Below are 26,358 nucleotides of genomic sequence, written 5' to 3' on the forward strand. Positions count from 1 at the left end.
GTGCGGTGCGGGGGTGCGGTGCGGGGGTGCGGTGCGGGGGTGCGGTGCGGGTGCGGGTGCGGGTGCGGGTGCGGGTGCGGGTGCGGGTGCGGGTCGCCTACCCGCCCCTTCCCCCTGTGTCTTTTTGCGGCTGCCGCCGCGTGGTGGGGCTCCGCCCCAGACTCCGGTCCTCAGACGCCGGATGGCTGGAGGGGCGGTCAGACCGTGCGGGGTGGGGTGGGAGTGGCCGACTCACGTACCGGTCCCGGTCCTCAAACGCCGGACGGCTGAAATGGGCGGGCTCGTGGTGTCCTACGAGCCCGCCCGGTGGTTCTGCGGTGCCTCAGTTGTTTCGTACGGCCAATGCTCGGCGCAGGTCGTCCAGTTGGTCGGCCAGTTTGCGGCGCAGGGCCGGGATCATGCCGTTGTCCCGGAGGAATTCCTCGCCCAGGCTGAGCGCGTCCGCGTCCACCGCGAAGAGCGGGAAGGCGTAGCGGCCGGTGGCCTCGGCAATGGCGGGGCCGCGGCGGTCGGCCAGGGCCGTGGCGTCCTGGTAGTAGCGGGTGACGTACTCCCCTACGAGGTCGGCCTGTTCGGGCTGCCAGAAGCCCTGGGCGGTGGCCGTGAAGAGGTAGTTGGAGAGGGTGTCCTCCTCGAACATCCTCGACCACGCGGCGGCTTTGGCCTGGGGCGTGGGCAGCGTCGCCCGGCAGCGGGCCGCGCCTTCCTCGCCCGTGGCGCTGGGGTCACGGGTGAGCTCCGCGGCGATCGCTGCTTCGTCGGTGGCGCCGAGTACCGCGAGGCGGCGGAGGATGCGCCAGCGCAACTCGGGGTCGAGTTCGGGGCCGCCGGATACGCTGCCAGAGCCGAACCAGTCCTGGATGGTGTCGGGTTGCGTTGCCGCGTCGATGAAGTGGCGTACGGCGGTGAGGCGCAGGCCGGGCGCGTTGCCGTCCTCGGTGCGGCGGATCAGGTCGCGGCAGATCGTCGTGAGGGTGGCCAGGGCCGCGGGGCGCTCGGTGGCGATGAGATAGCGGTCGGCGATCTGCGTGGCCGCGAAGACGAGGACCCCTTGGACGATCGCCAGGTCCGTCTCGTACGGGAGGTGGGCTCGGGCGGCCTCCAGGTAGGCGCCCGGGGGCAGTTCGCCGTCTCGGACCATGTCCCGGGCGGCGTTCCACACGACGGCGCGGGTCAGCGGGTCGGGGAGGCCGGAGAGGGAACGTACGGCGGTGTCCCAGGAAACGGCGTCCAGACGGACCTTGGCGTAGGTGAGGTCGCCGTCGTTGAGGAGGACGAGGGCGGGACGGCGGCCCGGGAACGTTCTGTCGGAGTCGCTCTGCGGGATGTCGATCTCGAAGCGGTCGCGCAGGACGAGCCGTTCAGGAGCGGTCGGTTCACCGAGGGTGTGGTCGTAGGTGCCGACGGCGATGCGGTGCGGACGGCTGCCGTCGTGGGTGATGTTCAGGGACCAGGAGCCATCGGCTTCGGTGGGGTCGGGGGTCAGGGTGTCGACGCCGGTGGTGCGGAGCCACTGCTGGGCCCAGGCGTGGACGTCGCGGTCCGTGGTGTGGGCGAGGGATTCGATGAAGTCGGCGAGGGTGGCGTTGCCGAACTTGTGGCGGGCGAAGTGGGTATTGATGCCCGCCAGGAAGTCCTTCTCGCCGAGCCAGGCCACGAGCTGGCGCAGGGCCGATGCGCCCTTCGCGTAGGAGATCCCGTCGAAGTTGAGCATGGCGGACGCGGTGTCGGGGACGGCGTCGGGGTCCGGGGCGACGGGGTGGGTGGAGGGGCGCTGATCGGCGTCGTATCCCCAGCCCTTGCGCGCGACGGCGAAGTCGGTCCAGGTGTCGGTGAAGCGGGTGGCTTCGGTGAGCGTCTGGTAGCCCATGTATTCGGCGAAGGACTCGTTGAGCCAGATGTCGTCCCACCACTGGAGGGTGACGAGGTCCCCGAACCACATGTGGGCCATCTCGTGCGAGATGACCATGGCCCGGGTCTGGCGTTCGGTGTCGGTGACGGCGGAGCGGTAGATGAATTCGTCGCGGAAGGTGACGAGGCCGGGGTTCTCCATGGCGCCCGCGTTGAACTCCGGCACGAAGGCCTGGTCGTAGGAGTCGAAGGGGTAGGGCTCCTCGAACTTCTCGTGGTATCGGTCGTAGCACGCGCGCGTGATGTCGAGGATCTCGTCGGCGTCGGCGTCCAGGTACGGCGCGAGGGAGCGGCGGCAGTGGATGCCGAAGGGCAGGCCTGCGTGTTCGGTGCGTACGGAGTGCCAGGGGCCTGCGGCGACGGCGACGAGATAGGTGGAGATAAGGGGCGTGGGGGCGATCTTCCAGCGGCCTTCGCCGTGGTGCTCGGCGATGCCGTTGCCGAGGACGGTCCACTCTTCGGGGGCGGTGACGGTCAGCTCGAAGACGGCCTTGAGGTCGGGCTGGTCGAAGGCGGCGAAGACGCGCTGTACGTCTTCCATGAAGAGCTGGGTGTAGAGGTACGTCTCGCCGTCGGTGGGGTCCGTGAAGCGGTGCATGCCTTCGCCGGTACGGGAGTAGCGCATGTCCGCGTCGATGCGCAGCTCGTGCTCGCCGATGGTGAGGCCGGTCAGTTCGAGGCGGTTCTCGACGAGCGCCTCGGGGTCCAGCGGCTGCCCGTCGAGTGTGACGGTGCGCAGGGTGGCGGGCTTGAGCTCGACGAAGGTGTCCCCGGCGGTGCGCGCGGTGAAGTGGATGACGGTGCGGGAGTCGAAGGTTTCCTCGCCACGGGTCAGGTCCAGGGCAATGCGGTACCGGTGGATGTCGAGGAGTTGGGCACGGGTCTGCGCTTCGTCGCGCGTCAGTACGGGCATGGGGACATGCTGCCTGATGGCGGGCGCGGGGCGCACTGTGTTGTGGGGGTGAGGTGGTCTGCGGGAGTGCGGTCTGTGGGACCCGTGGTCGGCGGGTGGGGGGGCGCGTGGCCGCGTGGCCGCGTGGCGCTCCCCCGGCCCGCCCCCTCTATATGGCCGAGGTCCGGCCCTCGGACGCCGGGCGCGAGAGGCCCGACCGCCGCGCCCTCGGGCGCCGGCCGCCCGGCCCCCGGTCGGGCCCAGGCAAGATCTACGTGCGGGCGATTGTCTCGTGGTGGCGGATGACCTCCGCGATCACGAAATTGAGCAGCTTTTCCGCGAAGGCCGGGTCCAGTTTCGCGCTCTCCGCGAGTTCGCGGAGCCGGATGATCTGGCGGGCCTCGCGGTCCGGGTCGGCGGGCGGGAGCTGGTGTGCCGCCTTGAGGTGGCCGACCTGCTGGGTGCACTTGAAGCGCTCGGCGAGCATGTGGACTACGGCCGCGTCGATGTTGTCGATGCTGTCGCGCAGGCGGTTCAGCTCGGCGATGACGGACTCGTCGATTTCGCTGGAGGTCATGGTCCGCGAGCTTACGTGGCGATCGTCGGCGGATGCCGCGGGTCCGGTATCTGGGTGCTCCAGCCGCCGTGGACCGCGCGTCCCTGCTGTTCGCGGAAGCGAACGGGGGCCGTCCCGACACGCCGGGTGAACAGGCGTGAGAAGTACGCCGGGTCGTCGTAACCGACCCGGCGGGCGACGGCCGCGACGGGCAGTTCGGTGGCGGCGAGGAGTTCCTTGGCGCGGCCGAGGCGGATGCCGAGAAGGTAGTCCTTGGGGCTGCACCCGGCGCTGCGGCGTACCGCGGTGCGCAGTTCGGCGGGGGTCATGCCGTGGCGCGCGGCGTGCTCGGCGACGGACAGGGGCTGGAAGGCGTCGCGGGCGAGGGACTGGAGGACGGGGTCGCCGTCGGCGCCGACGTCCGCGCGGGCGCGGCGCAGCGCGACGAGGAGTTCATGGACGGCGGCGCCCGTCTCGACTTCGAGGAGCGGGTTGCCGCGGCGTGCGGCGCGGGCGATGCGGCTGACGGCGGCGCGGGCTCCCACTGTGTCGGAGAGCGGGACGACCGGGCGGTCCGGTTCGATGTAGCCGAGTTCGGTGTAGGTCGCGGTGGCGGGTCCTGTGAAGTCGACGAAGCTCTCGTCCCAGCCGGTGACCGGGTCGGGCCCGTAGTGGTGCGGGGTGCCGGGGGTGACCCAGATCAGTGCGGGCGCGGTGACGCCTACGTGTCGGCCGTCGGTGCCGCGGAACCAGCCGGCGCCGGCGCTGATGACGATGGCGACGTGGTGGTCGAGGGTGCGGGGGCCGACGGTGGGCAGCGTGCCGTGCTGCAGGCCGACTCCGAGGCAGACCAGGCCGAGCCGGTGATGGGTGGGACTGGGAGTGAAATAGCGCATCCAGGTGTGGTAAATCCCGTTTCCTTCCTCCCTCCGGTGCTCAGGCGGTGTCCTTGTGTGCCGTTGTGCTTCCTTGTGTCCAAACAGCGCTGATCTTTGTCCATGGACCGGTCTGCCGCCAGGGGGTCAAGGTGAGGCGCTGTGGGTGAGGCCCCGCAGATGCCACAAATGAGCGAGAGACGGGCGGGGACCGTGGTGGACTTCACGGTGGGTGAGCGGGACTTTCAGGCCGACGGGCGGCCGGTGCGGCTGCTGTCGGGGGCGTTGCACTACTTCCGGGTGCACGAGGCGCAGTGGGGGCACCGCCTGGCGATGCTGCGGGCCATGGGGCTCAACTGTGTGGAGACGTACGTTCCGTGGAATCTGCACGAGCCGCAGCCCGGCAGGTTCCATGATGCGCACGCGCTCGGCCGGTTCCTGGACGCGGCGCACGAGGCGGGCCTGTGGGCGATAGTGCGCCCCGGCCCGTACATCTGCGCCGAGTGGGAGAACGGTGGGCTGCCGCACTGGTTGACCGGGGCTCTGCGCACGCGCGTGCGTACGCGCGACGCCGAGTATCTGGGTCATGTGGAGCGGTGGTTCGGGCGACTGCTGCCGCAGGTGGTGCAGCGGCAGTTGGGCCGGGGCGGCCCGGTGATCATGGTGCAGGTCGAGAACGAGTACGGGAGTTACGGCTCGGACCAGGTCTATCTGCGGCACCTGACGGGGCTGCTGCGCGAACTCGGCGTCACAGTACCGCTGTTCACCTCTGACGGTCCCGAGGATCACATGCTGACCGGCGGTTCGGTGCCCGGGGTGCTCGCGACGGCGAACTTCGGGTCCGGCGCGCGTGCGGGGTTCGAGGTGCTGCGGCGTCATCAGCCGTCCGGCCCGCTGATGTGCATGGAATTCTGGTGCGGCTGGTTCGGCCACTGGGACGCGGAGCCCGTCGTACGGGCTACGGTGGACGCGGCGGACGCACTGCGGGAGATCCTCGACTGCGGGGCCTCCGTCAATCTCTACATGGCGCACGGCGGTACGAACTTCGCGGGCTGGGCGGGGGCGAACCGCTCCGGCGAGCTGCACGACGGCGCCCTCCAGCCGACCGTCACGTCGTACGACTACGACGCGCCCATCGACGAGTACGGGCGGCCCACGGAGAAGTTCTGGCTGTTCCGCGACATCCTCGCGCTCCACCAGGACGACGACGCCCCGATCCCCGATGTGCCTCCCACGCCCGCCCCGCTGGCCGGGCCGGCCGCCGCGCGGCTTTGCCAGTGGGCGCCGCTGGGCGACGTACTGGAGGTGCTCGGGGGCGCGGAGACGGAGACCGCGATGCCGCCGACGTTCGAGGAGTTGGGGGTGGACCGCGGGCTGGTCCGCTACCGGGTGCGGCTGCCCGGTCCGCGCCAGGCGTATCCGCTGGGCGTGACGGGACTGCGGGATCTGGCCGTGGTGTACGTCGACGGGGCGCGGGCGGGTGTGCTGAACGGCGCGGCGGGCGGGGCCGACGCGTACACGGCTCTGGCGGCGCCGGTTGAGGGTCCCGCGGTGGTGGAGCTGTGGGTGGAGTCGCTGGGCCGGGTCAACTACGGGCCGCGTCTCGCCGAGTCGAAGGGCATCTCGGGTGGAGTGCTGCACGAGCGGCAGTACGTGCACGGGGTGCGGGCCCGGGGGCTGCGGCTGGACGCGTTCGACGACCCGGAGTCGGTCGGCCGGGTGCCGTTCCGTGAGGCGGGTGAGGCCGTAGGGGCGGCGGGGCTGTACCGGGGAGCGTTCGATGTGCGGGGCGCGGGGGACGCGGGGCTGGAGCTGCGGGGGTTCACCCGGGGCTTTGTCTGGGTGAACGGGTTCTGCCTGGGGCGGTACTGGAGTGTGGGGCCACAGCGGTCGTTGTACGTTCCGGGGCCGGTACTGCGGGAGGGGGCCAACGAGGTGTGGGTCCTGGAGGTGTACGGAGCGGAAGCGGGGGCGTTGACGGTTCGGCTCGGTTGAGTTTCCACCGGCCCGCGTCGCGCCAGCCGGCCCGGCCCGGCCCGTGCCGCCATGGCCCATGACCGGCGACCGGACGTTGCGCGATCTCCGCCGCGTCCGCGCAACGTCCGGTCGCCGAACCGCGTCCTTCCGTGTGTGATCCAATCCCACGACCTCTACAGCCCCGACGACATCACTCCCCCGGACGACGAGGAGCCCGTGCGGCCCGGCCCGCTGTGGCGCCATGCCTTGTGGGTGGCGGGCATCGCCGCCCTCGGGGTGGGCCTGGGGTGGGTCGGCGCGCTGTTCCGTATCGGCCCCGAGGAGTACGGGCTGCCGCCCGCCGCTCCGGGTGCGGTGTGGCCGTATGTGGTCGCCTGGGCCGTGACCGGCCTGGTGGTGGCTGCCGCGATGCGGGCCACCGCGCTCAGGGTGCCGCTCTACGCCCCGGGGCAGATCGCGGTGGTGCTCGTCCTCCTGGGCACCCGGATCTCCATGGGCTGGCGGCCGGAGGCGCCGGCGCTGGGTGCGGTGGCCGCGGTCGCGCTGACGGCGACGGCCGTCTGGTGCGCCCTTGCCGTGCGCTCCGGATCCGACCGTGCCGGGGAGCGCCGCGCCCAGTAGCCGGATCATGCGAAGGACGGGCCCGGCTTCCGTGAGCCGGGCCCGTCCTTCGCATCGCTACCGGTCGACTACGCCTCGCTCACCTCGAAGGTGTCCAGTACGAACTCCGCCTTTCCGTCGTCCCCGACCTTGCGCAGACCCACCCAGGGCTCACCCTCGGCCGGCGCCGTGAACTCGTAGGCGAGGACCGTGGGAACGGTCGCCACGGGCAGCGGGACCCGCGTCAGCTCCCCGGGCGCCGGCTCGTCCACGCCGGTGATCCATGCGTACTGGCCGGCCTTCTCGTTCTCGTAACGGAAGGACACCCGGTAGCGCCGGCCCGCCTCGAAGCGGACGGTGTGCTGCACGGTCCGGTAGACCAGACCGTCGTTCTCGCCGCGCGACTTGAGGGATTCCGAGCCGTCGATGACGTCGTCGATCGCCTTGCCGTGCCAGGCGCGCTGGGTGAACGGAGCGTGCCGTTGCGCGATGTGGGTGCGCGGGTCGGTGGAGCCGCCCGCGTCGCCCTTCACGAACGGGCCCCAGCCCTGCGGCACCTGCTGGAAGTCCTCGAAGGCCACCGTCCCTTCCTTCGCGGGGCGTGTGGCGGGGACGATCCGTACGTTGTCGAAGCGCACGCGCGCGTGGCCCGCCGCGGCCCGCAGCGTGAGGTCGACCCGGCCGCCGCCCTCCGGGACGGTGAAGTACGTGAACATCCGCTGGAAACGGGTGTCGTGCTTGCGATCGGCCGCGACGAGATTGACGGCCGTGGACGAGTCGGTCCAATTCGAGGCGGTGGCACCGTCCGCGGTCCGTACGGTGAGGGCGGCCCGGCGCCGCTCCCCCGCCTTCGCGCCGACCTCGACCTGCACGGAAGCGGCGTACGTGCCGGGCGCCAGGCGTGCGAGGCGCTGCCCGACGGCCGCGGCGCCGCCCGCGCCGATCACCAGCTCGTAGTCCCCCAGGGCGCTGAGCTCCACCGAGGCGGGCCCACTGGCCGTCCAGCCGTTCAGCGTTCCCGAGTGGAAGCCGGGGTCGTGCACGGGGGTGGCCTGCCCCCAGTGCGGGTCACCCGCCTGCCGTACCCGGCCGCGGTGCAGGACGTACGGCTGCTGCGCGTCGGCGTCGATGGTGACCTTGCCGGAGCGGACCGGGACGTCGCGGACGTGCACCCGGCCCTGGTCGGTGAGCCGGTAGAGCGCCACCTTCGACTCGCCGGTCCAGCCGCGCGGCAGCTGCCAACTGCTGCTGCCACCGGCCGGGTTGTAGTGGTAGAGCTTGTCCGGGTCGGTGGCCCTGCGCGGCTCCCACGGCAGCAGGTAGCGCCCGTCGTCGTACACCAGGCGCCCGTCGGTGGTGATGCGGCGGGTGCCCTCCTCGTCGTCGACGGTGGTCCTCGTCGGGCCGAAGAAGGTGATCCGGTGCTCCGCCCAGGTCTTGACCGGGTACGCCTGGAGGTACTTGGCGGGCAGGCTGTCGGTCCAGATGAGCCGGTAGAAGACGTTCCAGTCGGTCTTGTTGACCCAGCCCTCGAAGTTTCCGGTGCGCGGGATGCCGAGCAGGGTGGGCCACTTGTCGGCGAAGACGTCCTTCTGGTGGTTGCGGATGAAGCGGATCAGCTGGGAGTTGACGCCGCGCGAGGTGTCGCCGCCGTAGTCCACCTCGGTGGCCCAGTGCGACCACAGGGACGAACGCTCAAGGCCGTGTCCCCATTCGGTGGTGACCTGCCAGCCCTGTTCGCGCAGCGCCCGCTGGAGCCGGTCCGAGGTCCAGCCCGACTCCCGGAAGACGTCGATGTAGAGCATGTTGAGCGCGGGGTCGGCCTCTTCGCGCAGGTCCTTGAAGCGCTTGATGATGTCGCCGGAGACGAGGTCGCGCCGCTGGTCGATGCGGTAGCTCTGGTCGAGCCAGTCCCACTGTTCGTTCGCCTTGTCGACGAGGGTCTCGGAGAAGGCGTTCGCGACGGGGTAGGACTCGGTGGCGTTCACATGGACACCGAAGTCGCTGCCCCACTTGCGGCCCTCCTTGACGAGGGTGTTGAGGTCGTCGAGGCCGCCCGCGCGCTTGTTGGGGTTGCCCGCGTAGTCGGGGTGCGCCGAGTCGTGGCCCTCCGACTGGTAGCCCTTGAGCAGGGTGTACTGGCGCAGCCCGTCCGTCGCGAGGGAGATCCGCTTGACATTGTCGAGGGTCTGCAGGAACGGGTTGGTGGCCTGGCTGGCGAAGTTGAAGGGAATGTGCGGGACGACCCGCAGGTGCTGCTCGTCGGCGCCGAGCGGGTCGACCATGATGTCGCGGAAGGCGATGGCCGCGTCCTGCCAGGTGACGACGGAGTCGTCGTCGCGGTCGCGGGTGACGACGACGGTGGCGTACGGGAGGGGCTCGGTGGCGCCGGTGGGCGCGGTCGCGGCCCGGTGGGTCCACTGCCCGCACGTCACCTGCGCCTTGACGTAACCGTCGCGCTGTACGGTCTGCCGCCACAGCCGCCCGTTCTCCCAGGTGGTGCCGTCCGCGCTGGTCGGCTTGTCGTACGTGGTGTTGGTCTCGACGGCGCCGCCGAGCCGGTCGTGGGCGACGACGGCGTACGCGCAGCCCTTGGGCGCGGCGTCGGGCGTCGTGTCCGGGGCGACCTCGACCAGGGTGTCGCCATTCTTGGCCTTGTCGATCTCGACGCGCGCGGCGAGCAGGGTCGCGCCCGGCTGGTCGCTGCGTACGGACAGGAAGGCCAGGCCGGGGATCTGGAGGGTGCCGACGCGCAGCGCGGGGGTGTCGGCGATGCGGGTGACCCGCCAGTGGATCTGCCATCCGTCGACGCGGATCTCGACGCCGATCTCGGTGCCGCCGTCGAAGGCGAGGGTGTACCCGGCCCGGTCGTACTGGGCCCTGGTGGTGACCTTGGGGGTACGGGCGGTTCCGTCGATCAGGACCGAGGTGACCGGATCCTCCTGGGCGTGCAGTGTCGCGCCGGTGCCACGGTCGGTGTAGGACACGATGCGCGGGAAGCCGGAGTCGACACGTACATCGAGCTCACGGGAGCGCAGCCGGCTCTCGCTGCCGGCTGCCGGGGCTGCGGTGGCGAGGCCCGGGGCGCCGACGACGGCGCCGATGCCGACGAGTGCGGCCGCACCCGCCACGGTCCTGCGACTCGGTCCCCGGCCCTGTATGTACGAATCCACGCTGGCTCCTCCTCGTGACGGTTGACCGTGCCCGTCACGATGCGCCGCGTGGGAGGAGGCGCCTATGGACAAAAGAGGGACAGGTCTTGGACTAATGGTCCGCCGGCCTGCCCCTCCCCCGCCCCGGAGCCTCAGCGCCTCAGTGCTTCAGCGCCTCGGGGCCTTGAGGTCAGAGACCGGCAGCGGCGCTCTTGATGGCCGCTGCGAAGGTGGAGACCTCGGTGTACACGCCCGGGTAGTCCGGTCGTGCGCAGCCCTCGCCCCAGCTGACTATGCCGACCTGTATCCAGGCGTTGGCCTCGTCCTTGCGGAACATGGGGCCGCCCGAGTCGCCCTGGCAGGTGTCGGTGCCGCCCTGGTCGACGAAGCCCGCGCACAGTTCCTCGGCCGGCGTGAGGGCGTTGCCGTACGCCTTGGCGCAGTCGGCGTCGCTGACAAAGGGGACCTTCGCCTTGAGGAGGTAGCGCTGCTGGCCGCCGCCCTCGGTGGCCGCGCCCCAGCCCGCGATGGTGAAGTCGCCCTGGTTGAAGGCGGTGGTCGTGGCGATCTTCAGGGTGGGGAGTTCGATGGGCTTGGCGAGCTTGATCAACGCCCAGTCCTTGCCCTTGCCGTTGTAGCCGGGGGCCTGGAGGACCTTGGTGGACTTGACCTTGATGGCGCGCGACGACTGGAGGTCGACGACACCGGCGGTGGCGGTGATGCTGGTGTTGTTGCCCGAGCGGCTCACACAGTGCGCCGCGGTCAGCACGATGTCCTTGGCGTAGAGCGAGCCGCCACAACCCATCGAGAGCCGGACCATGAAGGGGAACTCGCCCTGGGCGGCAGGGGTTCCGCCGACGACGGGCGGGGCGGGCGGCGGGGCCGCGACGGCACCGGTGGGCTGGATGCTGACGGCGGCGAGGACCACGGCGCCAACTGCGGCGTATCTCTTGAAAGCACGCAGAACGTTCTTCAACGGAGTGCCTTTCGTGGGGGTGATCGTGGGGGGTCACTCTGCGCACGACGGACACCGCACCAACTCAAAGCTGGCATGGGCCCGTCAAGGCGTTGCTGGATTATGTGGAGTTGGCCGCCTGCCCGACAAGGGATGGTTTCCGGACACCCCCCGGGAGCCCCCCAAGAGCGTCGAAATCGGCTTACAGTGGAGACCTGTTCACCGTCCTGTGGGGGGGGATGTGGGGGTGCGGTCGTGACGAGCGGTAGTGCGGTGGTACACGGGTATCCGCATCTCACCACCGTGCGGTCCGCCCTCACCGCGCTCCACAAACGGATCGGTCACGACGGTGTGCGCTCGTACGTCCCGAGCGTCTTTCCCGTCGACGTCGCCTTCAGCGACCAGGACGATCTGCACCTGGGCACCCAGCGGGTGGCCCGCGCCCTCGTGCAGCATCTGCGGCTGCCCGACGCCCGCATGATCGTGAGCTTCCGGGAGATGGAACACGCGGCGAGCGTCGAGCTGGCCGCGGGCCCCGAGTACTTCATCGAGCTCAACGCCCGCTTCCGGACCCACCGCAACGACATCGGGGCGGCTCTCGCCCACGAGATCACCCATGTCCTGCTGCACCGCCTGGGCCTGGCCTTCGCGGGCACCCGGGACAACGAGATCCTCACCGACACCGTGACGACGTACCTCGGCGCGGGCTGGCTGCTGCTCGACGCGTACCGCGAGGACGGGTCGTCCAGCCAGAAGCTCGGCTATCTCACGCCGGAGGAGTTCGGCTACGTCCTGGCGAAGCGGGCGATCGCGTTCGGCGAGGACCCTGCCCCCTGGTTCACCAGCGCGCAGGCGTACACGGCGTACACGAAGGGCCTGGCGCTGGCCCGGCGCGACGAGCGGCAGCCGCCGCTGGTGGCCGCGGGCTGGGCGGGCCGCCGCCGGTACGCCAAGGAGCGGCGGTACGCGCAGGAGCACGGCGGACCCCGCGGGAGCGCATCGACGTACGCCTTCGAGGGGAGCGGCGGCGCCGGGCAACTGCGGGTGTCCTTCGACTGTCCCACCTGCCACCAGCGCATTCGTGTGCCGGTGCGCGGCCGGGTGCGGGCCCGCTGCGCGCTGTGCCGCACGATTCTCGAATGCGACACCTGAACCCGCCCACGTAGGGTCGAATCATGACGACCAAGGCGACAGCGACGCCGCAGGATCTCTTCGCCGAGGTGTACGGCGGCGAGGACGACGCCGTGGTGCGCCTGCTGCGGTCGGGGATACCCGCGGAGGCGGCCAACGACGAGGGCGAGACCGCACTGTATCTGTCGGCCGTGAACGACCGGCCCGGCATGGTGCGGCTGCTGCTCGCCGCGGGCGCCGACCCCGACCGGGCGAGCGGCCCGGAGGCCGGCGATCTCCCGCTGTGCGGGGCCGCGGTCGGCGGTCACACCGAGGTCGTGGAGGCGCTGCTGGCGGCGGGCGCGCGGCCCGACCTGCGGGAGCAGTTCGGGTTCACGGCGATGGCCTGGGCGGTCGGACAGGGGCACGCGGGCACCGTGGAGGCGCTCCTTGAGCACGGGGCCGACCCGGACCTGCCGGGTCCTGGCGGTGAGCCGCCGCTCGTGCTGGCTGCGCGGCGCGGTTCGGCCGAGACGGTACGGACCCTCCTGCGGCACGGCGCGTCCGCGCAGCGCGAGGCGCTGGCGGAGGCCCGGCACTGGCTGGAAATGGACGTGGAGGACGAGTTGCGCCAGTGGCTGCGCGACACCTACGGGGCGACGCGGGCCGAGACGGTCACGCGCCGGATCGAGGAGAACGGCGGGGTGACCGTCGTCGTCGAGCTGATGCGCGACGGCAGCCTCGTGGCGGGCAAGGAGCAGCAGACCGGACACGCGGCCATAGCCACCGTGTTGGAGGAGAAGCTGGGCGTACGGACGCCCTTCGCGGAGCTGGCCGAGCGGGCGTTGCGCGGCGCCGATCCGGACCGGGACGAGTGGATGGAGGCCGTGGCCGCGCTGTGGCGGCGCGGCGACGAGGAGACCTTCCAGGCCGCGACCGCGTGGTGCGCGAGCGGCGATCCGCTGCGGCGGGCGTTCGCCGCGGATGTGCTGGCGCAGCTCGGCTTCGATGCCGACAGCAGGCCGTTCGCGTCGCGCGCGCTGCCGCTGCTGCGGGAGCTGGCGCGGGAGGCCGAGGACGCCGAGCTGGTCAGGGCGGCCGTGCTGGGGCTCGGGCAGCAGGGCGACCCGGCGGCGCTGCCGGAGATCCTGCGCCACGCATCGCATCCCGACGCCGAGGTGCGCCACCGGGTGGCGCTGTCCCTGGTCGGCCTGGTCCCCGGTGACGACACGGCGGGCGCCGCGGCGCTGATCGCGCTCAGCGGGGATCCCGACGACGACGTACGGGACTGGGCGACGCTGGCACTCGCCGGTATCGAGGCCGATACGCCGGACATCCGGGAGGCCCTCGCGGCCCGCTTGGACGACCGGGACCCGGACACGGCGGCGGAGGCGGCGCGGGGCCTGGCGGTGCGGCAGGATGCGCGGGCGATCGACGCGCTGGCGCGGATACTCGGCCGCGAGGATCCGCGGGGGTACGCGTATGCCGCCGCGTTGGAGACGCTGGAGTGCGTCGAGGACGAGACGGTGCGGCGCCGCCTGGAACGGACGCCGCCGCGCAACCGGTGAACGGGCAGTGCGTCGCGGGCTGCCCGCCCGTCCTGTTCCGAAAGCCCGAAATCCCGTAAGGACTGACGGAAAGGGCCGGGCGGGCGGGAACGGCGCCGAGGCGCCTTTCAGCAGCCTTGGTCGGCTTACGACCTCGGGGGCAATGGGGCGTGGATCAGCGAGTGGCGTCCTGCGCGCATCCAAGGCGGAGGAGGGAGGCGACGCGGAGCGTCGTCGACCGACGACAACGCCGGAGGCGGAGTCGCAGGACGTCGGGAGCCCGCGCTATCGCCCCCGAGGTCGCTACCAGCCGTGCTCGACTCGGCAGTCGTGGTCAGCTCAGCAGTCGTGGTCGACGAGGTCGAACGACTCGTAGTGGTCGGCGGTGTAGTAGTCCTCACGTGCCGTGTCGCCGGTGACGATGCGGCGGGCGCCGCGGTTGGACGAGCCTGGCGTGATGACGGTGTATTCGTGGTAGTAGCCGGCCTGGCTCGGCAGAATTCCTTCGCGATTCTGGAAGACGGTCCCGTCCTGGTCGTACGGATAGGGACCGCCGGCCTCGATGAGGTCGAGGGTGTCGTGTGCCTGGGCGGGCAGCGCGGAATAGCAGATCTCGCCGACCGCGGCGGGCGCGGCTACCACCGCGGGGGCAGATGCGGAGACGGTGGGGGTGGCGGAGCCGGAAGGCGCGGCGACGACCGAACCCGGCCCGCCGAGAAGGAGGGTGGTGACGAGGGCGGCGATGCCGCCGATGGCTGAGATTCGTGGGGGGATCCTCATGAGCCCATGATGACGCGCGTAGAGCTTGACGTGTCAACGCCAACTCCATGGAATTGGCCGATCGTTCACCTCTGTGGAGATCTTCGCCGCGCGCCGCTTCGCCCGGCGTGCGCCGCTGTCCGGGCCGTCCGAGGTGTCCCGGACGCGTCCCGGACCGGTCCCGGACGGCTATTCCCTGGGCCGCGTCTCCACAACCCCCTAGCTTCGAAGTGCCCGAGACCGAACCGGACTCCAAGAAGGAGGACATCGATGTCCAAGGTTGTGGAAGCGATGAGCGACAGGCTTCTGGGCCTGTTCGTTCCCAAGGTGGAGGCCGCGGCATCCACCAAGGCATGCCAGTGCTTCAACTCGTGCTGGCAGTGTGCGCGCAGTGCGTGCTGTGTGAATACCTACTGCGGCTCGATCAACTGCTGGCGTTCGTGCCCGGGTTGTTGATTCCACGCGAATAGGGGGCACCGGTATGCGGGGCCGCGGCATTTCGCGGCCATGCGCATACCGGTATCCCCGCGGGAGGATTCCTGTGCAGTACGCAGATCTCGGCATGCGTTTCCTGATCGGAACAGTGTTCTTGATTGCGTTTGTCAGTAAAGTGTCGAGCCGGCGTTCCTTTGCCGCGTTCGCCGGCTCCGTCGTCGAGTTGAGCCCGTTTCCCGCCGCGGCGTCACGGTTTCTGGCATTCGCCGTGGCCGCGGGCGAGTTCCTCGTGTGCCTGCTGCTCCTGATGCCGGCTCCGCGCGCCGCCGGGCTCGGTTTCGCGTGGGCCGCGGTGCTGCTCCTCGTCTTCGCCGTGGCCGTCGGGTGCGCCGTGGCCAGGGGGACCCGCAGCGCCTGCCGGTGCTTCGGCGCGTCGACGGCCCCGCTCGGCGTCCGTCACATCGTGCGGAACCTGGTGCTCGCCGTGCTCGCGGCGGGCGGCACGGCCGTCGCACAGACGACCGGCGCCGGGCACCCGGCGGGGCTGGTGATCGCGGCTCTGGGCGGGCTGCTCATCGGCGGGCTGCTGGCAGCCCTCGACAGCATCGTCGACCTGTTCCGTCCCCTCCGTGCGAAGTCCTGACCCGCCCGCTCCGGCCCGCCCGCCGCCCGCCCGTCGCCCGACCGCCCCGACGACCCCCGAAAGGGACCCACAAAAGACCCGCAAGAGACCCGACCGTCGCAAGGAGAATGGAGACCCCTCGTGCCCTTCGTCATCGCCACCGTCGTACTCGTCGGACTGCTCTGCACCCTCGATCTGGTGCTCACCGTCGGTGTCATCAAACGTCTGCGCGAGCACACCGAGTTGCTCTCCGAACAGGGCGGCGGCCGGATGTCCCTCGCCCCCGGCGACGAGGTCGGAGCGTTCTCGGCAACCACCGTGGACGGCGAACCGGCCGACCACCACATGATCAGCACGGAGACGGTCGTGGCGTTCTTCTCACCGACCTGCGGACCGTGCAAGGAGAAGCTGCCCAGGTTCGTGCAGTACGCCCGCACGGTGCCCGGTGGGCGCGACCGGATCCTGGCCGCGGTGGTCGCCGAGGGCGACGACGACGCGGAACTGGCCGCTCCCATGCTGGCGGCGCTGGGCCCGGTGGCCCGGGTCCTGACCGGCGTCGGGGGCAACGCTCTGGCCGAGGCCTGCAAGGTGCAGGCCTTCCCCGTGCTCCTCAAGATCAACCGGGCCACGGACGGCAGGCTGTTGGTCATGACCGACCAGGTCGACATCGACCGGCCCGCCGTCGCCTCCGTATGAGCACGGACGACCGCGGAAGCGGGGACATGAGCGCCGCGTCCCGCGCCCTGAGCGCGGGGCGGCTGGTCGCGACGGCGGCTCCCGGCAGGCTGATCCTGTACGCGGTGCCCTCCCTGGCCGCCGGAGCCTTCCCGGTCGCCATCGCCTGGTCCACGAAGCTGATCGTCGACAGCCTCGCCGCCGGGGCCACCGCGGGTGAGCTGCTGATACCGGCCCTGACCCTGGTGGCCACGGGTGTGGCGACCGGCGCCACCCCGACTCTGACCCACTATCTGCGGACCGAACTGGACCGCAGGGTCGGACTGCTCGCCCAGGACAGGCTCTTCATGGCCGTGGACCGGTTCGCCGGTCTGGGGCGGTTCGAGAGCCCCGACTTCCTCGACCGGCTTCGGCTCGCCCAGCAGACGGTCGTCGCGGCCCCCGCCGCCAACCAGGCGGTCGACGGGGTGCTCGGCGCCGCCCGCTCGGTGTTCACCGTCGTGGGCTTCCTCGGCTCGCTGTTCATCATCAGTCCGCCCACGATGGTCCTGGTGCTGCTGGCCGCGCTGCCGATCCTTGTAGCCGAGCTCCTGCTGTCGAGCCGGCGGGCGGCCACGGACTGGAACATCGGACCCGCCGAGCGGCGCCAGTTCTTCTACATGGGCCTGCTCGCCAATGTGGAGGCCGCGAAGGAGATACGGCTCTTCGGCACCGGCGGCTTCCTGCGGGAGCGGATGCTCGCCAACCGGCGTAGCGCGGACCAGGCACGCCGGGCCGTGGACCGCAGGGAGGTCCAACTGCGTTCGGGGCTCGGCCTGCTGGCCGCCGCAGTGGCCGGCGCCGGGCTGCTCTGGACGGTCGGGGCCGCCCGGGGCGGCGGGCTCACCCCCGGTGACGTGACCGTCTTCCTGGCCTCCGTCGCCGGAGTGCAGACGGCGCTGACCACTCTGGCGGGTGACGTCGCGAGCACGCACCACGCCCTGCTGCTCTTCGGCCACTACCAGGCAGTGGTCTCGGCGGGACCTGAGCTGCCCATGGCGGCGGCGCCGCACCCGCTGCCGCAACTGCGCCGCGGCATCGAACTGCGCGACGTGTGGTTCCGGTATTCGCCTCGGCACCCCTGGGTGCTGCGCGGAGTCGATCTGTGGATCCCGCACGGTTCGTCCGTCGCGCTCGTCGGTCGCAACGGATCCGGGAAGTCGACCCTCGTCAAACTGCTGTGCCGGTTCTACGACCCCACACGCGGTGCGATCCTCTGGGACGGTGTGGACATCCGCGACGCCGACATCGCCGCACTGCGGCGGCGGATCAGCGCGGTGTTCCAGGACTACATGGAGTACGACCTGACGGCTGTCGAGAGTATCGCCCAGGGGGACCTCGGCGCGATCGATGAGCCCGAACGGATACGGGAGGCGGCCCGGCGCGCCGGGGTGCACGACGTACTGACAGCGCTGCCGGACGGCTACGACACACTGCTGTCCCGGATGTTCTTCACCGAGTCGGACAAGGCCGACCCGGCCACCGGCGTGATGCTGTCCGGCGGACAGAGCCAACGGCTGGCCCTGGCGCGGGCGTTCGTACGCGACAAGCGGGACCTGATGATCCTCGACGAGCCTTCGGCGGGGCTCGACGCGGCGGCCGAGCACGAGATCCACAAGTCGCTGCGCACCCACCGGGAAGGGCGTACCAGCCTGCTCATCTCGCACCGGCTCGGCGCTGTGCGCGACGCGGATGTGATCGTCGGGCTCTCGGGGGGACGCATCGTCGAGTCGGGGAGCCACAGCACACTGGTGGCCTCGGGCGGGGAATACGCGCGGCTCTACGCCCTGCAGGCCGCCGGTTACCGCCCCGGACCGCCCCAGCACTCGGCGCCGTACGAACCTGCGGATCCGCGCACATCCCCGCTGAAGGAGGCGCCATGAGTCAGGACTTCGGGCCGCGGGCCCCGGGTCCGCCTGCGGAAAGCCGCGACGCCGGCAGCGGCTCAGCACTTCATGCGGTCCGGAAAGCGGAATCCGCTCTCGACCGTGCCCGTGTCCGCTCCAGGCGGGCGCTGCTGCTCCGGGGCTCGCTGCTCGCCGCGGTCGCCCTGCTGTGGAGCGGGGCCGCGGCGCTCATGATCGCCGGGGCCGCTCCCGGGTGGGTGGTGTTCGGCGGGTGCTGCGCCCTGCTCCTCACCCTGGGTCTTGTGCTCAGCAGGCTCGCGGAGCGCCGCCTGGTCGCGGTGACCGTCTCCGGCCGGAGCATGGAGCCCGCGCATCACGAGGGCGACCAGGTGCTCGTGCGCCGCCGGGCCGTGCCCGTGCCGGGCGCGGTGGTGGTCGTCGAGCGGCCGCCGTTCCGCTCGCCGTGGACCGAGCCGCCGGTGGCGTCGACTGCCGGTCCGCATCTGATCTACGAGCGCCAGTGGGTCATCAAGAGAGTGGCCGCCGTCCCGGGTGATCGTGTCCCCCGGGACGGCGTGCCCGCCCTCGCCGACGCGCCGGGTCCGGTGGTGCCACCGGGGATGCTGGTGCTTCTCGGGGACAACGAGGCGGAGAGCTACGACTCCCGGCAGGTCGGGTACTTCCCGGCGGCGCGGGTGCTCGGTGCGGTCGTACGACGGCAGGGGCGCGACGCCGTCAGTTCGCGGCACGGATGATGAACACCTGGCGGCCCTTGCCCGTGCATCGCTGCATCACCGCTTCGGCGCCCTCGGTCTGGCTGGAACCCGCTATACCCACGCAGCCGCGGCCCTCCACCCGGAGCACGAACCTGCCCTTGCCGAGTTCGCCCGACGGTTCGACGCGGAACAGGCTGCCGTCCTCGCAGTCGTCCATCGGTTCCAGCAGGCCGGCCCCGCGCGAGTCGGCCAGCGCCTGCAGGCAGCCCTTGCCGTAGTCGGGGTGATGCCACTGGATGCGGTAGAGGTTCTCCCTGACGAGCTCGAGGAGTGTGCTCTGCGGAGCCGCCTCCTTGCAGGGCCGCTGCACCGCCACCAGGGGCGTGTGCCGCCAGTCCCGCACGCGCCCGTCGGTCAGGCACAGTTCGGGGGCGACTGCGAGGTGGATCGTCACCCAGCCGCTGATGGGCGAAGGCGCCGCGGAGAAGGACCGGGGTGGGGCGCCCGATGAGCCGTCACGGCCCTCGTCGCCGCGCAGCAGCGCCGTGGTGACGGCCGCCGCCACCAGCACGAAGGTGAGGGCTGCGATCGCGAGTCGGCCAGGACCCAGATCCCTCGTCCGGCCGGTACGGGTGCTTTCGCGCCGCGAAGCCTGCGCCGTGACGACATCCTGCTGCGCCCCGGTGGCCGGCCGGTCGGTTGTCCCCGGCGCCGGTCCGGCGACCCGGTCCCAGGCTGCGAGCCATTCCGGTACGCGGTCGCCGTCTCCGCAGGCCCGTACGAAGGCCGTCAGCAGCTCGGGCCGTGGAGGCACGTCGCGCGCCAGCATGTTGTAGAGGGTGCTGCGGGGCAGCATGTCGTCCGCGTCTGCCGCCCGCTGTTCGAGCTGGCGGAACGACAGCCTGGAGCGCTTCTTCAGACGGCGCAGCAACTCCATGAACGCCGCCGCGTCCTGGGCGTCGCCGAGCTCTGAGTCTCCTTGGCCAGTCATGGGCCCGATCGTGGCCGTAGCGCCACGGGGGCGGCAATGGTCATCCTTGCCATTCCTCGCGGCGCAGCACAACGACCGGATTTCGTACGGGCGTCGGCCACTCGCCTGCTCGCAGGGACCGACGCGGCGCGAGGCCGCCGCCCGTCACCCCCGCGGACGGACACCGGCGGACCCGTGCCACCGGGTCCCGCTCGGTCGTCGCGCTCACGCGGTGCGGTCGGGCGAACATCCTCCAGTCGTAGACCACCTCGCACTTGCCGCCGTACCCGCTGTAGGTCACGGTCCGCTGGGGGGCTGTCCTGCTTGCCTGACCAACGGCTGGTCAGGGACGGAATGAGCCAGCCCGCCCGGCGATTGAGGACACGCCGAAGGGCGTCCCGGGGGCGGGCAAACCGGGGGCCCGGGGTCCAGGGAGCCCGGCAGCCCCGGAATCCAGGAATCCCGGCCCAACTCACCGCGCCCCATAAACCGGTAGGGGCGCCTCCGCGTCCGCCAGCAGCTTCCGCACCGCTTCCCCCGCCTCCGCGGGCGCCCACCGCGCCCCCCTGTCCGCCGTCGGCCCCGCGTGCCAGCCCTCCATGACCGTGATGCGGCCGGCCTCCGCCTCGAAGACTCGACCGGTGACCCCGGCGCTCGCCGCCGAGCCGAGCCACACCACCAGCGGCGAGACGTTGTCCGGGGCCATCGCGTCGAACCCGCCGCCGCCCGGCGCGGCCATGGCTCCGGCGAAGGTCTGCTCGGTCATCCGAGTGCGGGCCGCCGGGGCGATCGCGTTGACCTGGACGCCGTACCGCTCCATCTCCGCCGCCGCCACCAGCGTCAGGCCGATGATGCCGGCCTTGGCCGCCGAGTAGTTGCCCTGCCCCACGCTGCCCAACAGGCCCGCTCCCGAGCTGGTGTTGACCACCCGCGCCGCGACCCCCCGGCCCGCCTTCGCCTCCGCACGCCAGTACGCCGCCGCGTGCTTCAGCATCAGGAAGTGCCCCTTCAGATGCACCCGCACCACCGCGTCCCAGTCGTCCTCGTCCAGGTTGACGAGCATCCGGTCGCGCAGGAAACCCGCGTTGTTGACCAGGGTGTCGAGTCGGCCGAAGGTCCCCACCGCCGCCGCGACCAGCGACGCCGCACCGTCGGACGTGGCGATGTCCCCACCGTGCGCCACCGCCTTGCCGCCGGCCGCTACGATCTCGTCGACGACCTGCTGCGCGGGGCTCACCGAGGTTCCCGCCCCGTCGAGCCCGACGCCCAGGTCGTTGACGACGACCTTCGCGCCCTCGGCCGCGAAGGCGAGAGCGTGCGCACGTCCGAGCCCGCGCCCCGCGCCCGTCACGATCACAACACGTCCGCCGCAGAGCCCCTCGAAGCGGCCCTCGCCACTTCCGTCGCCAATTCCGCCACCGATACCGGCCATGTCAGCTCTCCTTGTTGGCTGTTGCGGCGTCGAGGAACGCGGGCCGCTCCCCGCCCCCGTGGATGAGCAGCGAGGCCCCGCTCACATACCCGGCGCGCTCCGACGCGAGGAAGACCACCGCGTCACCGATCTCCGAGGGCTCGGCGAGCCGCCCCGCGGGCACGGTCCGCCCGACGGCCGCGATGCCCGCCTCGTCCCCGTAGTGCAGATGCGAGAGTTCCGTACGGACCATCCCGAGCACGAGCGTGTTGACCCGCACCTCGGGCGCCCACTCCACGGCCATCGACCCGGCCAGGTTCCGCAGCCCCGCCTTGGCCGCTCCATAGGCGGCCGTTCCGGGCGACGGCCGGCTCCCGCTGACGCTGCCGATCATCACCACCGACCCCCGGGACGTGCGCAGATACTCGTACGCCGCGAGGGAGGCATGCATCGGCGCCGTCAGATTCAGCGCGACCACGCGCGCGTGCCGCTCCGCCTCGCCCTCCCCGAGGAGCCGGTACGGCGTCCCGCCCGCGTTGTTGACCAGCACGTCGAGCCGACCGTAGGTCGCCACGACATCGGCGAAGAAGTCGTGGACGGCGGCCTGGTCCCGCAGATCCACCGGCCTGAACACGGCCGTGCGGCCTGCCGATTCCACCGGCCGGTCCGGTGGTCTGCGGGCGCACACCACTACCTTCGCGCCCGCCGCCAGGAACGCCCGCGCGATTCCCGCGCCGACGCCGCGCGTGCCGCCGGTGACGACGGCGACCCTCCCGTCCAGTTCCATTCGCTGCTACCTTCCCTACCTAACAAATGTTTGGTGGAAAGGTAGCTGATCCGCTCATGGGTGTCTCCACCTCAAGCCCGGACAACGGCATCCGCGTCGTCACGGCCGACTTCCCGCCCGTCAACGCGCTGCCCGTACAAGGCTGGTACGACCTCGCCGACGCCATCCGCGCGGCGGGCCGCGACCCGGAGATCCGCTGTGTGGTCCTCGCCGCCGAAGGCCGAGGCTTCAACGCGGGCGTCGATATCAAGGAGATGCAGCGCGACCCCGGCCACAGCGCCCTCATCGGCGCCAATCACGGCTGCTCCGAGGCCTTCGCCGCCGTCTACGAGTGCGAGGTGCCCGTCGTCGCGGCGGTCAACGGCTTCTGTCTGGGCGGCGGAATCGGCCTGGTCGGCAACGCGGACGCGATCGTCGCGTCCGACGACGCCACCTTCGGGCTGCCCGAGCTGGACCGGGGTGCGCTCGGGGCCGCCACCCACCTCGCCCGCCTCGTCCCCCAGCATCTGATGCGCACGCTGTACTACACCTCGCGCACCGTGAGCGCGCAGGAGCTGCACCGGCACGGCTCGGTCTGGCAGGTCGTGCCGCGCGCCGAGCTGCGCGGGGCCGCCCTGGGGCTGGCCCGCGAGATCGCGCGAAAGGACGGCTCGCTCATCCGGCTGGCCAAGGCCGCCATCAACGGCATCGACCCGGTGGACGTGCGCCGCAGTTACCGCTTCGAGCAGGGCTTCACCTTCGAGGCCAACCTCAGCGGCCTCGCCGGCCGCGTCCGCGACACCTTCGGCAAGGACAGCGAAGCCCACGACACCGTCCGCGGGCACGGCAAGGAGAACCCGGCATGAGCGCCCAGAGCGACAAGACGCTTTCCGCCGAGGAGGTCGTATCCCGCCTCCGCAGCGGCATGGCCATCGGCATCGGCGGCTGGGGCTCGCGCCGCAAGCCCATGGCCCTGGTCCGGGCACTGCTCCGGTCGGAGATCACCGATCTCACCGTGATCGCGTACGGCGGCCCCGACGTCGGCCTCCTGGCCGCCGCCGGAAAGATCCGCAGGTTGGTCACCGCGTTCGTCACCCTCGACTCGATCCCCCTCGAACCGCACTACCGCGCAGCCCGCGAGAACGGCGCCTTCGAACTCACCGAGATCGACGAGGCGATGTTCATGTGGGGTTTGCACGCGGCGGCGAACCGGCTGCCCTTCCTGCCCGTCCGCGCCGGCCTCGGCTCCGACGTGATGCGGGTCAACCCCCAGCTCCGTACGGTCACTTCGCCCTATGACGACGGTGAGGAGTTCGTCGCCGTGCCCGCCCTGCGGATGGACGCCGCACTGGTCCACCTGAACCGCGCCGACCGGTTCGGCGACGGCCAGTACCTGGGCCCCGACCCGTACTTCGACGACCTCTTCTGCGAGGCGGCCGACACGGCGTACGTCTCCTGCGAGCAGCTGGTCGACACGGCCGAGCTCACCAAGGACGCGCCACCGCAGTCCCTCCTGGTCAAGCGACACGCGGTCACCGGCGTGAGCGAGACGCCGAACGGCGCGCACTTCACCTCGTGCGCCCCCGACTACGGCCGTGACGAGGCCTTCCAGAAGCTGTACGCGACCACTCCCTGGCCCGAGTTCGCCGCACGTTTCCTGTCCGGGGACGAGAGGGCCTACCAGTCGGCCGTGCAGGCCTGGCACGAGGAGCAGAAGTGAGCACGACACCCACCGCCGCGGGCGCGCACCCCGCCCCTGACACGGCCTCGGACACCGCTGGGGCCACCCGCGCCGAGTACTGCGTGATCGCCTGCGCGGAGGCCTGGCGCGACAGCGGCGAGGTGCTGGCGAGCCCCATGGGCACCGTGCCGGGCATCGGCGCCCGGCTCGCCAAGCGCACCTTCTCCCCCGGCCTGCTGCTCACCGACGGCGAGGCGCTGCTCGTCGGTCTCGACGGGACGCCCGAGGGCTGGCTCCCGTACCGGCAGCACCTCGCCATGGTCACCGGCGGCAGGCGGCACGTGATGATGGGCGTCAGCCAGGTCGACCGCTTCGGCAACCAGAACATCTCCTGCATCGGCGACTGGGCCCAGCCGACCCGCCAGCTGCTCGGCGTGCGCGGCGCGCCCGTCAACACCCTGAACAATCCGACGAGTTACTGGGTGCCCAGGCACTCCACCCGGGTGTTCGTCGAGAAGGTCGACATGGTCTGCGGCGTCGGTTACGACAACGCGGCCGCCGCCGGGCCTAGCGCCACCCGCTACCACCGCATCCCGCGCGTCGTCAGCGACCTGGGCGTCTTCGACTTCGAGACCCCCGACCACTCGATGCGTCTCGCCTCGCTGCACCCGGGCGTCACGGCCGACCAGGTCCGTGAGGCGACCGGCTTCGCCCTCACCGCCTCGGCCGACGTGCCCTTCACCCGCGAGCCCTCCCCTGCTGAACTGCGCCTGATCCGCGAGGTCATCGACCCCGACGGCCTGCGCGATCGGGAGGTCAGGGCCTGATGGAGACCGCACTCACCCGGCTCACCGGCGTCAGGCACCCCCTCGTCCAGACCGGCATGGGCTGGGTGGCCGGCCCGCGCCTGGTCTCGGCCGCCGCCGAAGCGGGCGCGCTGGGCATTCTCGCCTCCGCGACCATGACCACCGACCGGCTCCTGCGCGCGGTGCGCGAGGTCAAGTCCCGTACGGACGAGCCCTTCGGCGTCAATCTGCGCGCCGACGCGAGCGATGCGCGTGAGCGGGTACGGATCGTCATCGACGAGGGCGTGAAGGTGGCCTCCTTCGCTCTCGCGCCGTCCAGGGACCTGATCGCGGAGCTGAAGGACGCGGGGGTCGTCGTCATCCCGTCCATCGGCGCGCGCCGGCACGCCGAGAAGGTCGCGGCCTGGGGCGCGGACGCGGTGATGGTCCAGGGCGGGGAGGGCGGCGGACACACCGGTGAGGTGGCAACGACCGTGCTGCTCCCGCAGGTTGTCGACGCGGTCGACATCCCCGTGATCGCCGCGGGCGGCTTCTGCGACGGTCGCGGCCTGGTCGCCGCGCTGGCGTACGGCGCCGCGGGCATCGGCATGGGCACCCGCTTCCTGCTCACCTCCGACTCGACGGTCCCCGACGCCGTGAAGGCCGAGTACCTCGCGGCGGGCGTCAAGGAGGTCACGGTCACCACGGCCGTCGACGGCCTCCCGCACCGCATGCTCCGCAGCGATCTTGTCGACTCCCTGGAACGGGCGGGCCGCACCCGGGCACTGGCGCAGGCCGTGCGCCGCGCCGCCGGTTTCAAGAAGATCTCCGGGCTGACCTGGACCACGATGGTCCGTGACGGTCTGGCCATGAAACAGGGCAGGGACCTCAGCTGGAGTCAGGTCCTGCTGGCCGCCAATACCCCGATGCTGCTCAAGGCGTCCATGGTCGACGGCCGCACCGATCTCGGTGTGATGGCGTCCGGCCAGGTCGCGGGACTGATCGAGGATCTGCCGTCCTGCGCCCAGCTGGTGGCACGTGTCATGGCAGAGGCGAACGAAACGCTCGAACGATTCCAGGCGCTCCGCACCCTGCCGACAGCAGGGTGATTCCTTCTCCCTCGCAGGAGTGGTCCAGATGAGCCGTGCCCGAATACGCCTGGCGACCGGAGCGGCCCTGGCCGCTCTCGCCCTCGGGACGCTGCCCGCCCCGGCGCTCGCCGGGGCGGCGGCCGAAGGACCGGCCGCCGCCGCCCAGCACCGCCAGCGCGGCGACGAGGTCCGTCAGGTCCTCCTGGAGGGCGCGGTCAACGTCCGTGATGTGGGCGGCTATCGCACGTACGGCGGGGACACGGTCCGCCACGGGCAGGTCTACCGCGCGGACGCGCTGAGCAAGCTCACCGACGCGGACGTCGTCACGCTCTCCCGGCTCGGCCTGAAGAAGGTCGTCGACTACCGGGTCCCGGTCGAGGTGCAGTTCGACGGCGTGGACCGGCTCCCCGCGGGCCTCACCGCGGTCTCGCGCCCGGTCACGGACAACGGGCTGTTCACGCAGCTGCTGACCGTCATCGGCTCCAAGGACCCGGTCAAGCAGGAGGAGATGCTCGGCGGCGGCCGGGCCGCGGCGTTCATGCGGGAGGTCTATCGGACGTTCGTCACGAGCCCGGAGAACCGGGCCCGGTTCGGGGCGACTCTGCGCGACATCGCCGAGGGCAGCCGCGACGCCCCGCTGCTGTACCACTGCACGGCGGGCAAGGACCGTACGGGCTGGACGAGTTACCTGCTGCTGCGCGCACTCGGTGTCCCGTCGCGCACGGCCGAGCACGACTACCTCGCGTCCAACACGTATCGCGCGGCATACGACGCGAAGCTCCGCGACGGCCTCAAGCAGGCCGGGCTGATGCAGAACCCGGATCTGCTGATTCCGCTCCAGGAGGTACGTGCGGACTACCTGGGCAGCGCTCTCGACCGGGTCGCGGCGGACTACGGCGGCCTGCACCACTATCTGGGCCAAGGCCTGGGCCTGGACTTCCGCACGATCGCGAAACTCCAGGCCCGGCTGCTGCGCTGACAAGAAC

The 26,358-nt window shown here is 71.5% G+C and carries 22 protein-coding genes; 13 read left to right on the forward strand and 9 right to left on the reverse strand.

Annotation, left to right across the window (positions count from 1 at the left end):
• Positions 1-322: 322 nt before the first annotated feature.
• From pepN to QMK30_RS06115, 3 genes are all read right to left on the reverse strand, one after another.
• Positions 323-2,824: an aminopeptidase N gene (gene pepN, locus QMK30_RS06105; RefSeq protein WP_283516128.1), complete on the reverse strand. Its 2,502-nt coding sequence runs from the start codon at positions 2,822-2,824 to the stop codon at positions 323-325.
• 250 nt (positions 2,825-3,074) lie between these two features.
• Complete coding sequence (locus tag QMK30_RS06110) at positions 3,075-3,380, reverse strand: chorismate mutase (RefSeq protein ID WP_283516129.1); 306 nt, start codon at positions 3,378-3,380, stop codon at positions 3,075-3,077.
• A gap of 11 nt (positions 3,381-3,391) precedes the next feature.
• Complete coding sequence (locus QMK30_RS06115; protein WP_283516340.1) at positions 3,392-4,270, reverse strand: helix-turn-helix domain-containing protein; 879 nt, start codon at positions 4,268-4,270, stop codon at positions 3,392-3,394.
• Positions 4,271-4,447: 177 nt separating this feature from the next.
• On the opposite strand from QMK30_RS06115, the gene QMK30_RS06120 reads away from it, so the two are divergent.
• Complete coding sequence (locus tag QMK30_RS06120) at positions 4,448-6,229, forward strand: glycoside hydrolase family 35 protein (RefSeq protein WP_283516341.1); 1,782 nt, start codon at positions 4,448-4,450, stop codon at positions 6,227-6,229.
• Between the two features lie 135 nt (positions 6,230-6,364).
• On the forward strand, positions 6,365-6,832 hold the full coding sequence (locus tag QMK30_RS06125) for a hypothetical protein (RefSeq protein WP_349362043.1): 468 nt from the start codon (positions 6,365-6,367) through the stop codon (positions 6,830-6,832).
• Between the two features lie 68 nt (positions 6,833-6,900).
• On the opposite strand, the gene QMK30_RS06130 is transcribed toward QMK30_RS06125, so the two are convergent.
• Together QMK30_RS06130 and QMK30_RS06135 are read right to left on the reverse strand one after the other, a co-directional pair.
• Positions 6,901-9,984, reverse strand: coding sequence for an endo-alpha-N-acetylgalactosaminidase family protein (locus tag QMK30_RS06130; protein WP_283516130.1), 3,084 nt, complete (start codon positions 9,982-9,984; stop codon positions 6,901-6,903).
• A 169-nt stretch (positions 9,985-10,153) separates the two neighbouring features.
• Positions 10,154-10,939: a S1 family peptidase gene (locus tag QMK30_RS06135; RefSeq protein ID WP_283516131.1), complete on the reverse strand. Its 786-nt coding sequence runs from the start codon at positions 10,937-10,939 to the stop codon at positions 10,154-10,156.
• A gap of 234 nt (positions 10,940-11,173) precedes the next feature.
• Here QMK30_RS06135 and QMK30_RS06140 point away from each other — a divergent pair, with 234 nt between their 5' ends.
• Complete coding sequence (locus QMK30_RS06140; RefSeq protein WP_283516132.1) at positions 11,174-12,070, forward strand: hypothetical protein; 897 nt, start codon at positions 11,174-11,176, stop codon at positions 12,068-12,070.
• A 23-nt stretch (positions 12,071-12,093) separates the two neighbouring features.
• Entirely contained in the window at positions 12,094-13,596 is a 1,503-nt protein-coding gene (locus QMK30_RS06145) for an ankyrin repeat domain-containing protein (protein WP_283516133.1), read from the forward strand.
• 318 nt (positions 13,597-13,914) lie between these two features.
• Here the strand turns inward: QMK30_RS06145 and QMK30_RS06150 are convergent, their stop codons facing one another.
• Positions 13,915-14,355 (reverse strand): guanyl-specific ribonuclease, encoded by a 441-nt coding sequence (locus QMK30_RS06150; protein WP_283516134.1) that lies wholly within the window; start codon positions 14,353-14,355, stop codon positions 13,915-13,917.
• A gap of 541 nt (positions 14,356-14,896) precedes the next feature.
• Between QMK30_RS06150 and QMK30_RS06155 the strand changes: the two genes are divergently transcribed.
• The 4 genes from QMK30_RS06155 (at position 14,897) to QMK30_RS06170 (ending at position 18,707) form a co-directional block, all read left to right on the forward strand.
• Positions 14,897-15,412, forward strand: a complete 516-nt coding sequence (locus QMK30_RS06155; RefSeq protein ID WP_283516135.1) for a MauE/DoxX family redox-associated membrane protein — start codon at positions 14,897-14,899, stop codon at positions 15,410-15,412.
• Between the two features lie 120 nt (positions 15,413-15,532).
• On the forward strand, positions 15,533-16,087 hold the full coding sequence (locus QMK30_RS06160; protein WP_283516136.1) for a thioredoxin domain-containing protein: 555 nt from the start codon (positions 15,533-15,535) through the stop codon (positions 16,085-16,087).
• A 26-nt stretch (positions 16,088-16,113) separates the two neighbouring features.
• The gene (locus QMK30_RS06165; protein WP_283516137.1) at positions 16,114-17,988 is read left to right on the forward strand and encodes an ABC transporter ATP-binding protein; all 1,875 of its coding nucleotides are present in this window, start codon (positions 16,114-16,116) and stop codon (positions 17,986-17,988) included.
• Positions 17,985-18,707 (forward strand): S26 family signal peptidase, encoded by a 723-nt coding sequence (locus QMK30_RS06170; protein ID WP_283516138.1) that lies wholly within the window; start codon positions 17,985-17,987, stop codon positions 18,705-18,707. Before QMK30_RS06165 ends, QMK30_RS06170 begins: the two co-directional genes overlap by 4 nt.
• On the opposite strand, the gene QMK30_RS06175 is transcribed toward QMK30_RS06170, so the two are convergent.
• From QMK30_RS06175 to QMK30_RS06185, 3 genes are all read right to left on the reverse strand, one after another.
• Positions 18,688-19,659: an RICIN domain-containing protein gene (locus QMK30_RS06175; protein WP_283516139.1), complete on the reverse strand. Its 972-nt coding sequence runs from the start codon at positions 19,657-19,659 to the stop codon at positions 18,688-18,690. The genes QMK30_RS06170 and QMK30_RS06175 overlap by 20 nt on opposite strands.
• A gap of 451 nt (positions 19,660-20,110) precedes the next feature.
• The gene (locus QMK30_RS06180; protein WP_283516140.1) at positions 20,111-21,070 is read right to left on the reverse strand and encodes an SDR family oxidoreductase; all 960 of its coding nucleotides are present in this window, start codon (positions 21,068-21,070) and stop codon (positions 20,111-20,113) included.
• 1 nt (position 21,071) lies between these two features.
• Positions 21,072-21,836, reverse strand: coding sequence for an SDR family oxidoreductase (locus QMK30_RS06185; RefSeq protein WP_283516141.1), 765 nt, complete (start codon positions 21,834-21,836; stop codon positions 21,072-21,074).
• 56 nt (positions 21,837-21,892) lie between these two features.
• Here QMK30_RS06185 and QMK30_RS06190 point away from each other — a divergent pair, with 56 nt between their 5' ends.
• From QMK30_RS06190 to QMK30_RS06210, 5 genes are all read left to right on the forward strand, one after another.
• On the forward strand, positions 21,893-22,681 hold the full coding sequence (locus tag QMK30_RS06190; RefSeq protein WP_283516142.1) for an enoyl-CoA hydratase family protein: 789 nt from the start codon (positions 21,893-21,895) through the stop codon (positions 22,679-22,681).
• Positions 22,678-23,535: a CoA transferase subunit A gene (locus tag QMK30_RS06195; RefSeq protein ID WP_283516143.1), complete on the forward strand. Its 858-nt coding sequence runs from the start codon at positions 22,678-22,680 to the stop codon at positions 23,533-23,535. The genes QMK30_RS06190 and QMK30_RS06195 overlap by 4 nt, the downstream gene beginning before the upstream one ends.
• Positions 23,536-23,618: 83 nt before the next feature.
• The gene (locus QMK30_RS06200) at positions 23,619-24,323 is read left to right on the forward strand and encodes a CoA-transferase subunit beta (RefSeq protein WP_283516343.1); all 705 of its coding nucleotides are present in this window, start codon (positions 23,619-23,621) and stop codon (positions 24,321-24,323) included.
• Complete coding sequence (locus QMK30_RS06205; protein ID WP_283516144.1) at positions 24,323-25,390, forward strand: NAD(P)H-dependent flavin oxidoreductase; 1,068 nt, start codon at positions 24,323-24,325, stop codon at positions 25,388-25,390. Before QMK30_RS06200 ends, QMK30_RS06205 begins: the two co-directional genes overlap by 1 nt.
• A 28-nt stretch (positions 25,391-25,418) precedes the next feature.
• On the forward strand, positions 25,419-26,351 hold the full coding sequence (locus QMK30_RS06210) for a tyrosine-protein phosphatase (RefSeq protein ID WP_283516145.1): 933 nt from the start codon (positions 25,419-25,421) through the stop codon (positions 26,349-26,351).
• Positions 26,352-26,358: the final 7 nt, after the last annotated feature.

Source organism: Streptomyces sp. H27-C3, from assembly GCF_030063415.1.
Lineage (GTDB): Bacteria > Actinomycetota > Actinomycetes > Streptomycetales > Streptomycetaceae > Streptomyces.

What these genes read in the sequence shown, in the direction of transcription:
- pepN (WP_283516128.1), bottom strand. Translation starts at nt 2,824, where the DNA reads ATGCCCGTACTGACGCGCGACGAAGCGCAGACCCGTGCCCAACTCCTC.
- QMK30_RS06110 (WP_283516129.1), bottom strand. Translation starts at nt 3,380, where the DNA reads ATGACCTCCAGCGAAATCGACGAGTCCGTCATCGCCGAGCTGAACCGC.
- QMK30_RS06145 (WP_283516133.1), top strand. Translation starts at nt 12,094, where the DNA reads ATGACGACCAAGGCGACAGCGACGCCGCAGGATCTCTTCGCCGAGGTG.
- QMK30_RS06150 (WP_283516134.1), bottom strand. Translation starts at nt 14,355, where the DNA reads ATGAGGATCCCCCCACGAATCTCAGCCATCGGCGGCATCGCCGCCCTC.
- QMK30_RS06155 (WP_283516135.1), top strand. Translation starts at nt 14,897, where the DNA reads ATGCGTTTCCTGATCGGAACAGTGTTCTTGATTGCGTTTGTCAGTAAA.
- QMK30_RS06165 (WP_283516137.1), top strand. Translation starts at nt 16,114, where the DNA reads ATGAGCGCCGCGTCCCGCGCCCTGAGCGCGGGGCGGCTGGTCGCGACG.
- QMK30_RS06170 (WP_283516138.1), top strand. Translation starts at nt 17,985, where the DNA reads ATGAGTCAGGACTTCGGGCCGCGGGCCCCGGGTCCGCCTGCGGAAAGC.
- QMK30_RS06175 (WP_283516139.1), bottom strand. Translation starts at nt 19,659, where the DNA reads ATGACTGGCCAAGGAGACTCAGAGCTCGGCGACGCCCAGGACGCGGCG.
- QMK30_RS06180 (WP_283516140.1), bottom strand. Translation starts at nt 21,070, where the DNA reads ATGGCCGGTATCGGTGGCGGAATTGGCGACGGAAGTGGCGAGGGCCGC.
- QMK30_RS06185 (WP_283516141.1), bottom strand. Translation starts at nt 21,836, where the DNA reads ATGGAACTGGACGGGAGGGTCGCCGTCGTCACCGGCGGCACGCGCGGC.
- QMK30_RS06190 (WP_283516142.1), top strand. Translation starts at nt 21,893, where the DNA reads ATGGGTGTCTCCACCTCAAGCCCGGACAACGGCATCCGCGTCGTCACG.
- QMK30_RS06195 (WP_283516143.1), top strand. Translation starts at nt 22,678, where the DNA reads ATGAGCGCCCAGAGCGACAAGACGCTTTCCGCCGAGGAGGTCGTATCC.
- QMK30_RS06205 (WP_283516144.1), top strand. Translation starts at nt 24,323, where the DNA reads ATGGAGACCGCACTCACCCGGCTCACCGGCGTCAGGCACCCCCTCGTC.
- QMK30_RS06210 (WP_283516145.1), top strand. Translation starts at nt 25,419, where the DNA reads ATGAGCCGTGCCCGAATACGCCTGGCGACCGGAGCGGCCCTGGCCGCT.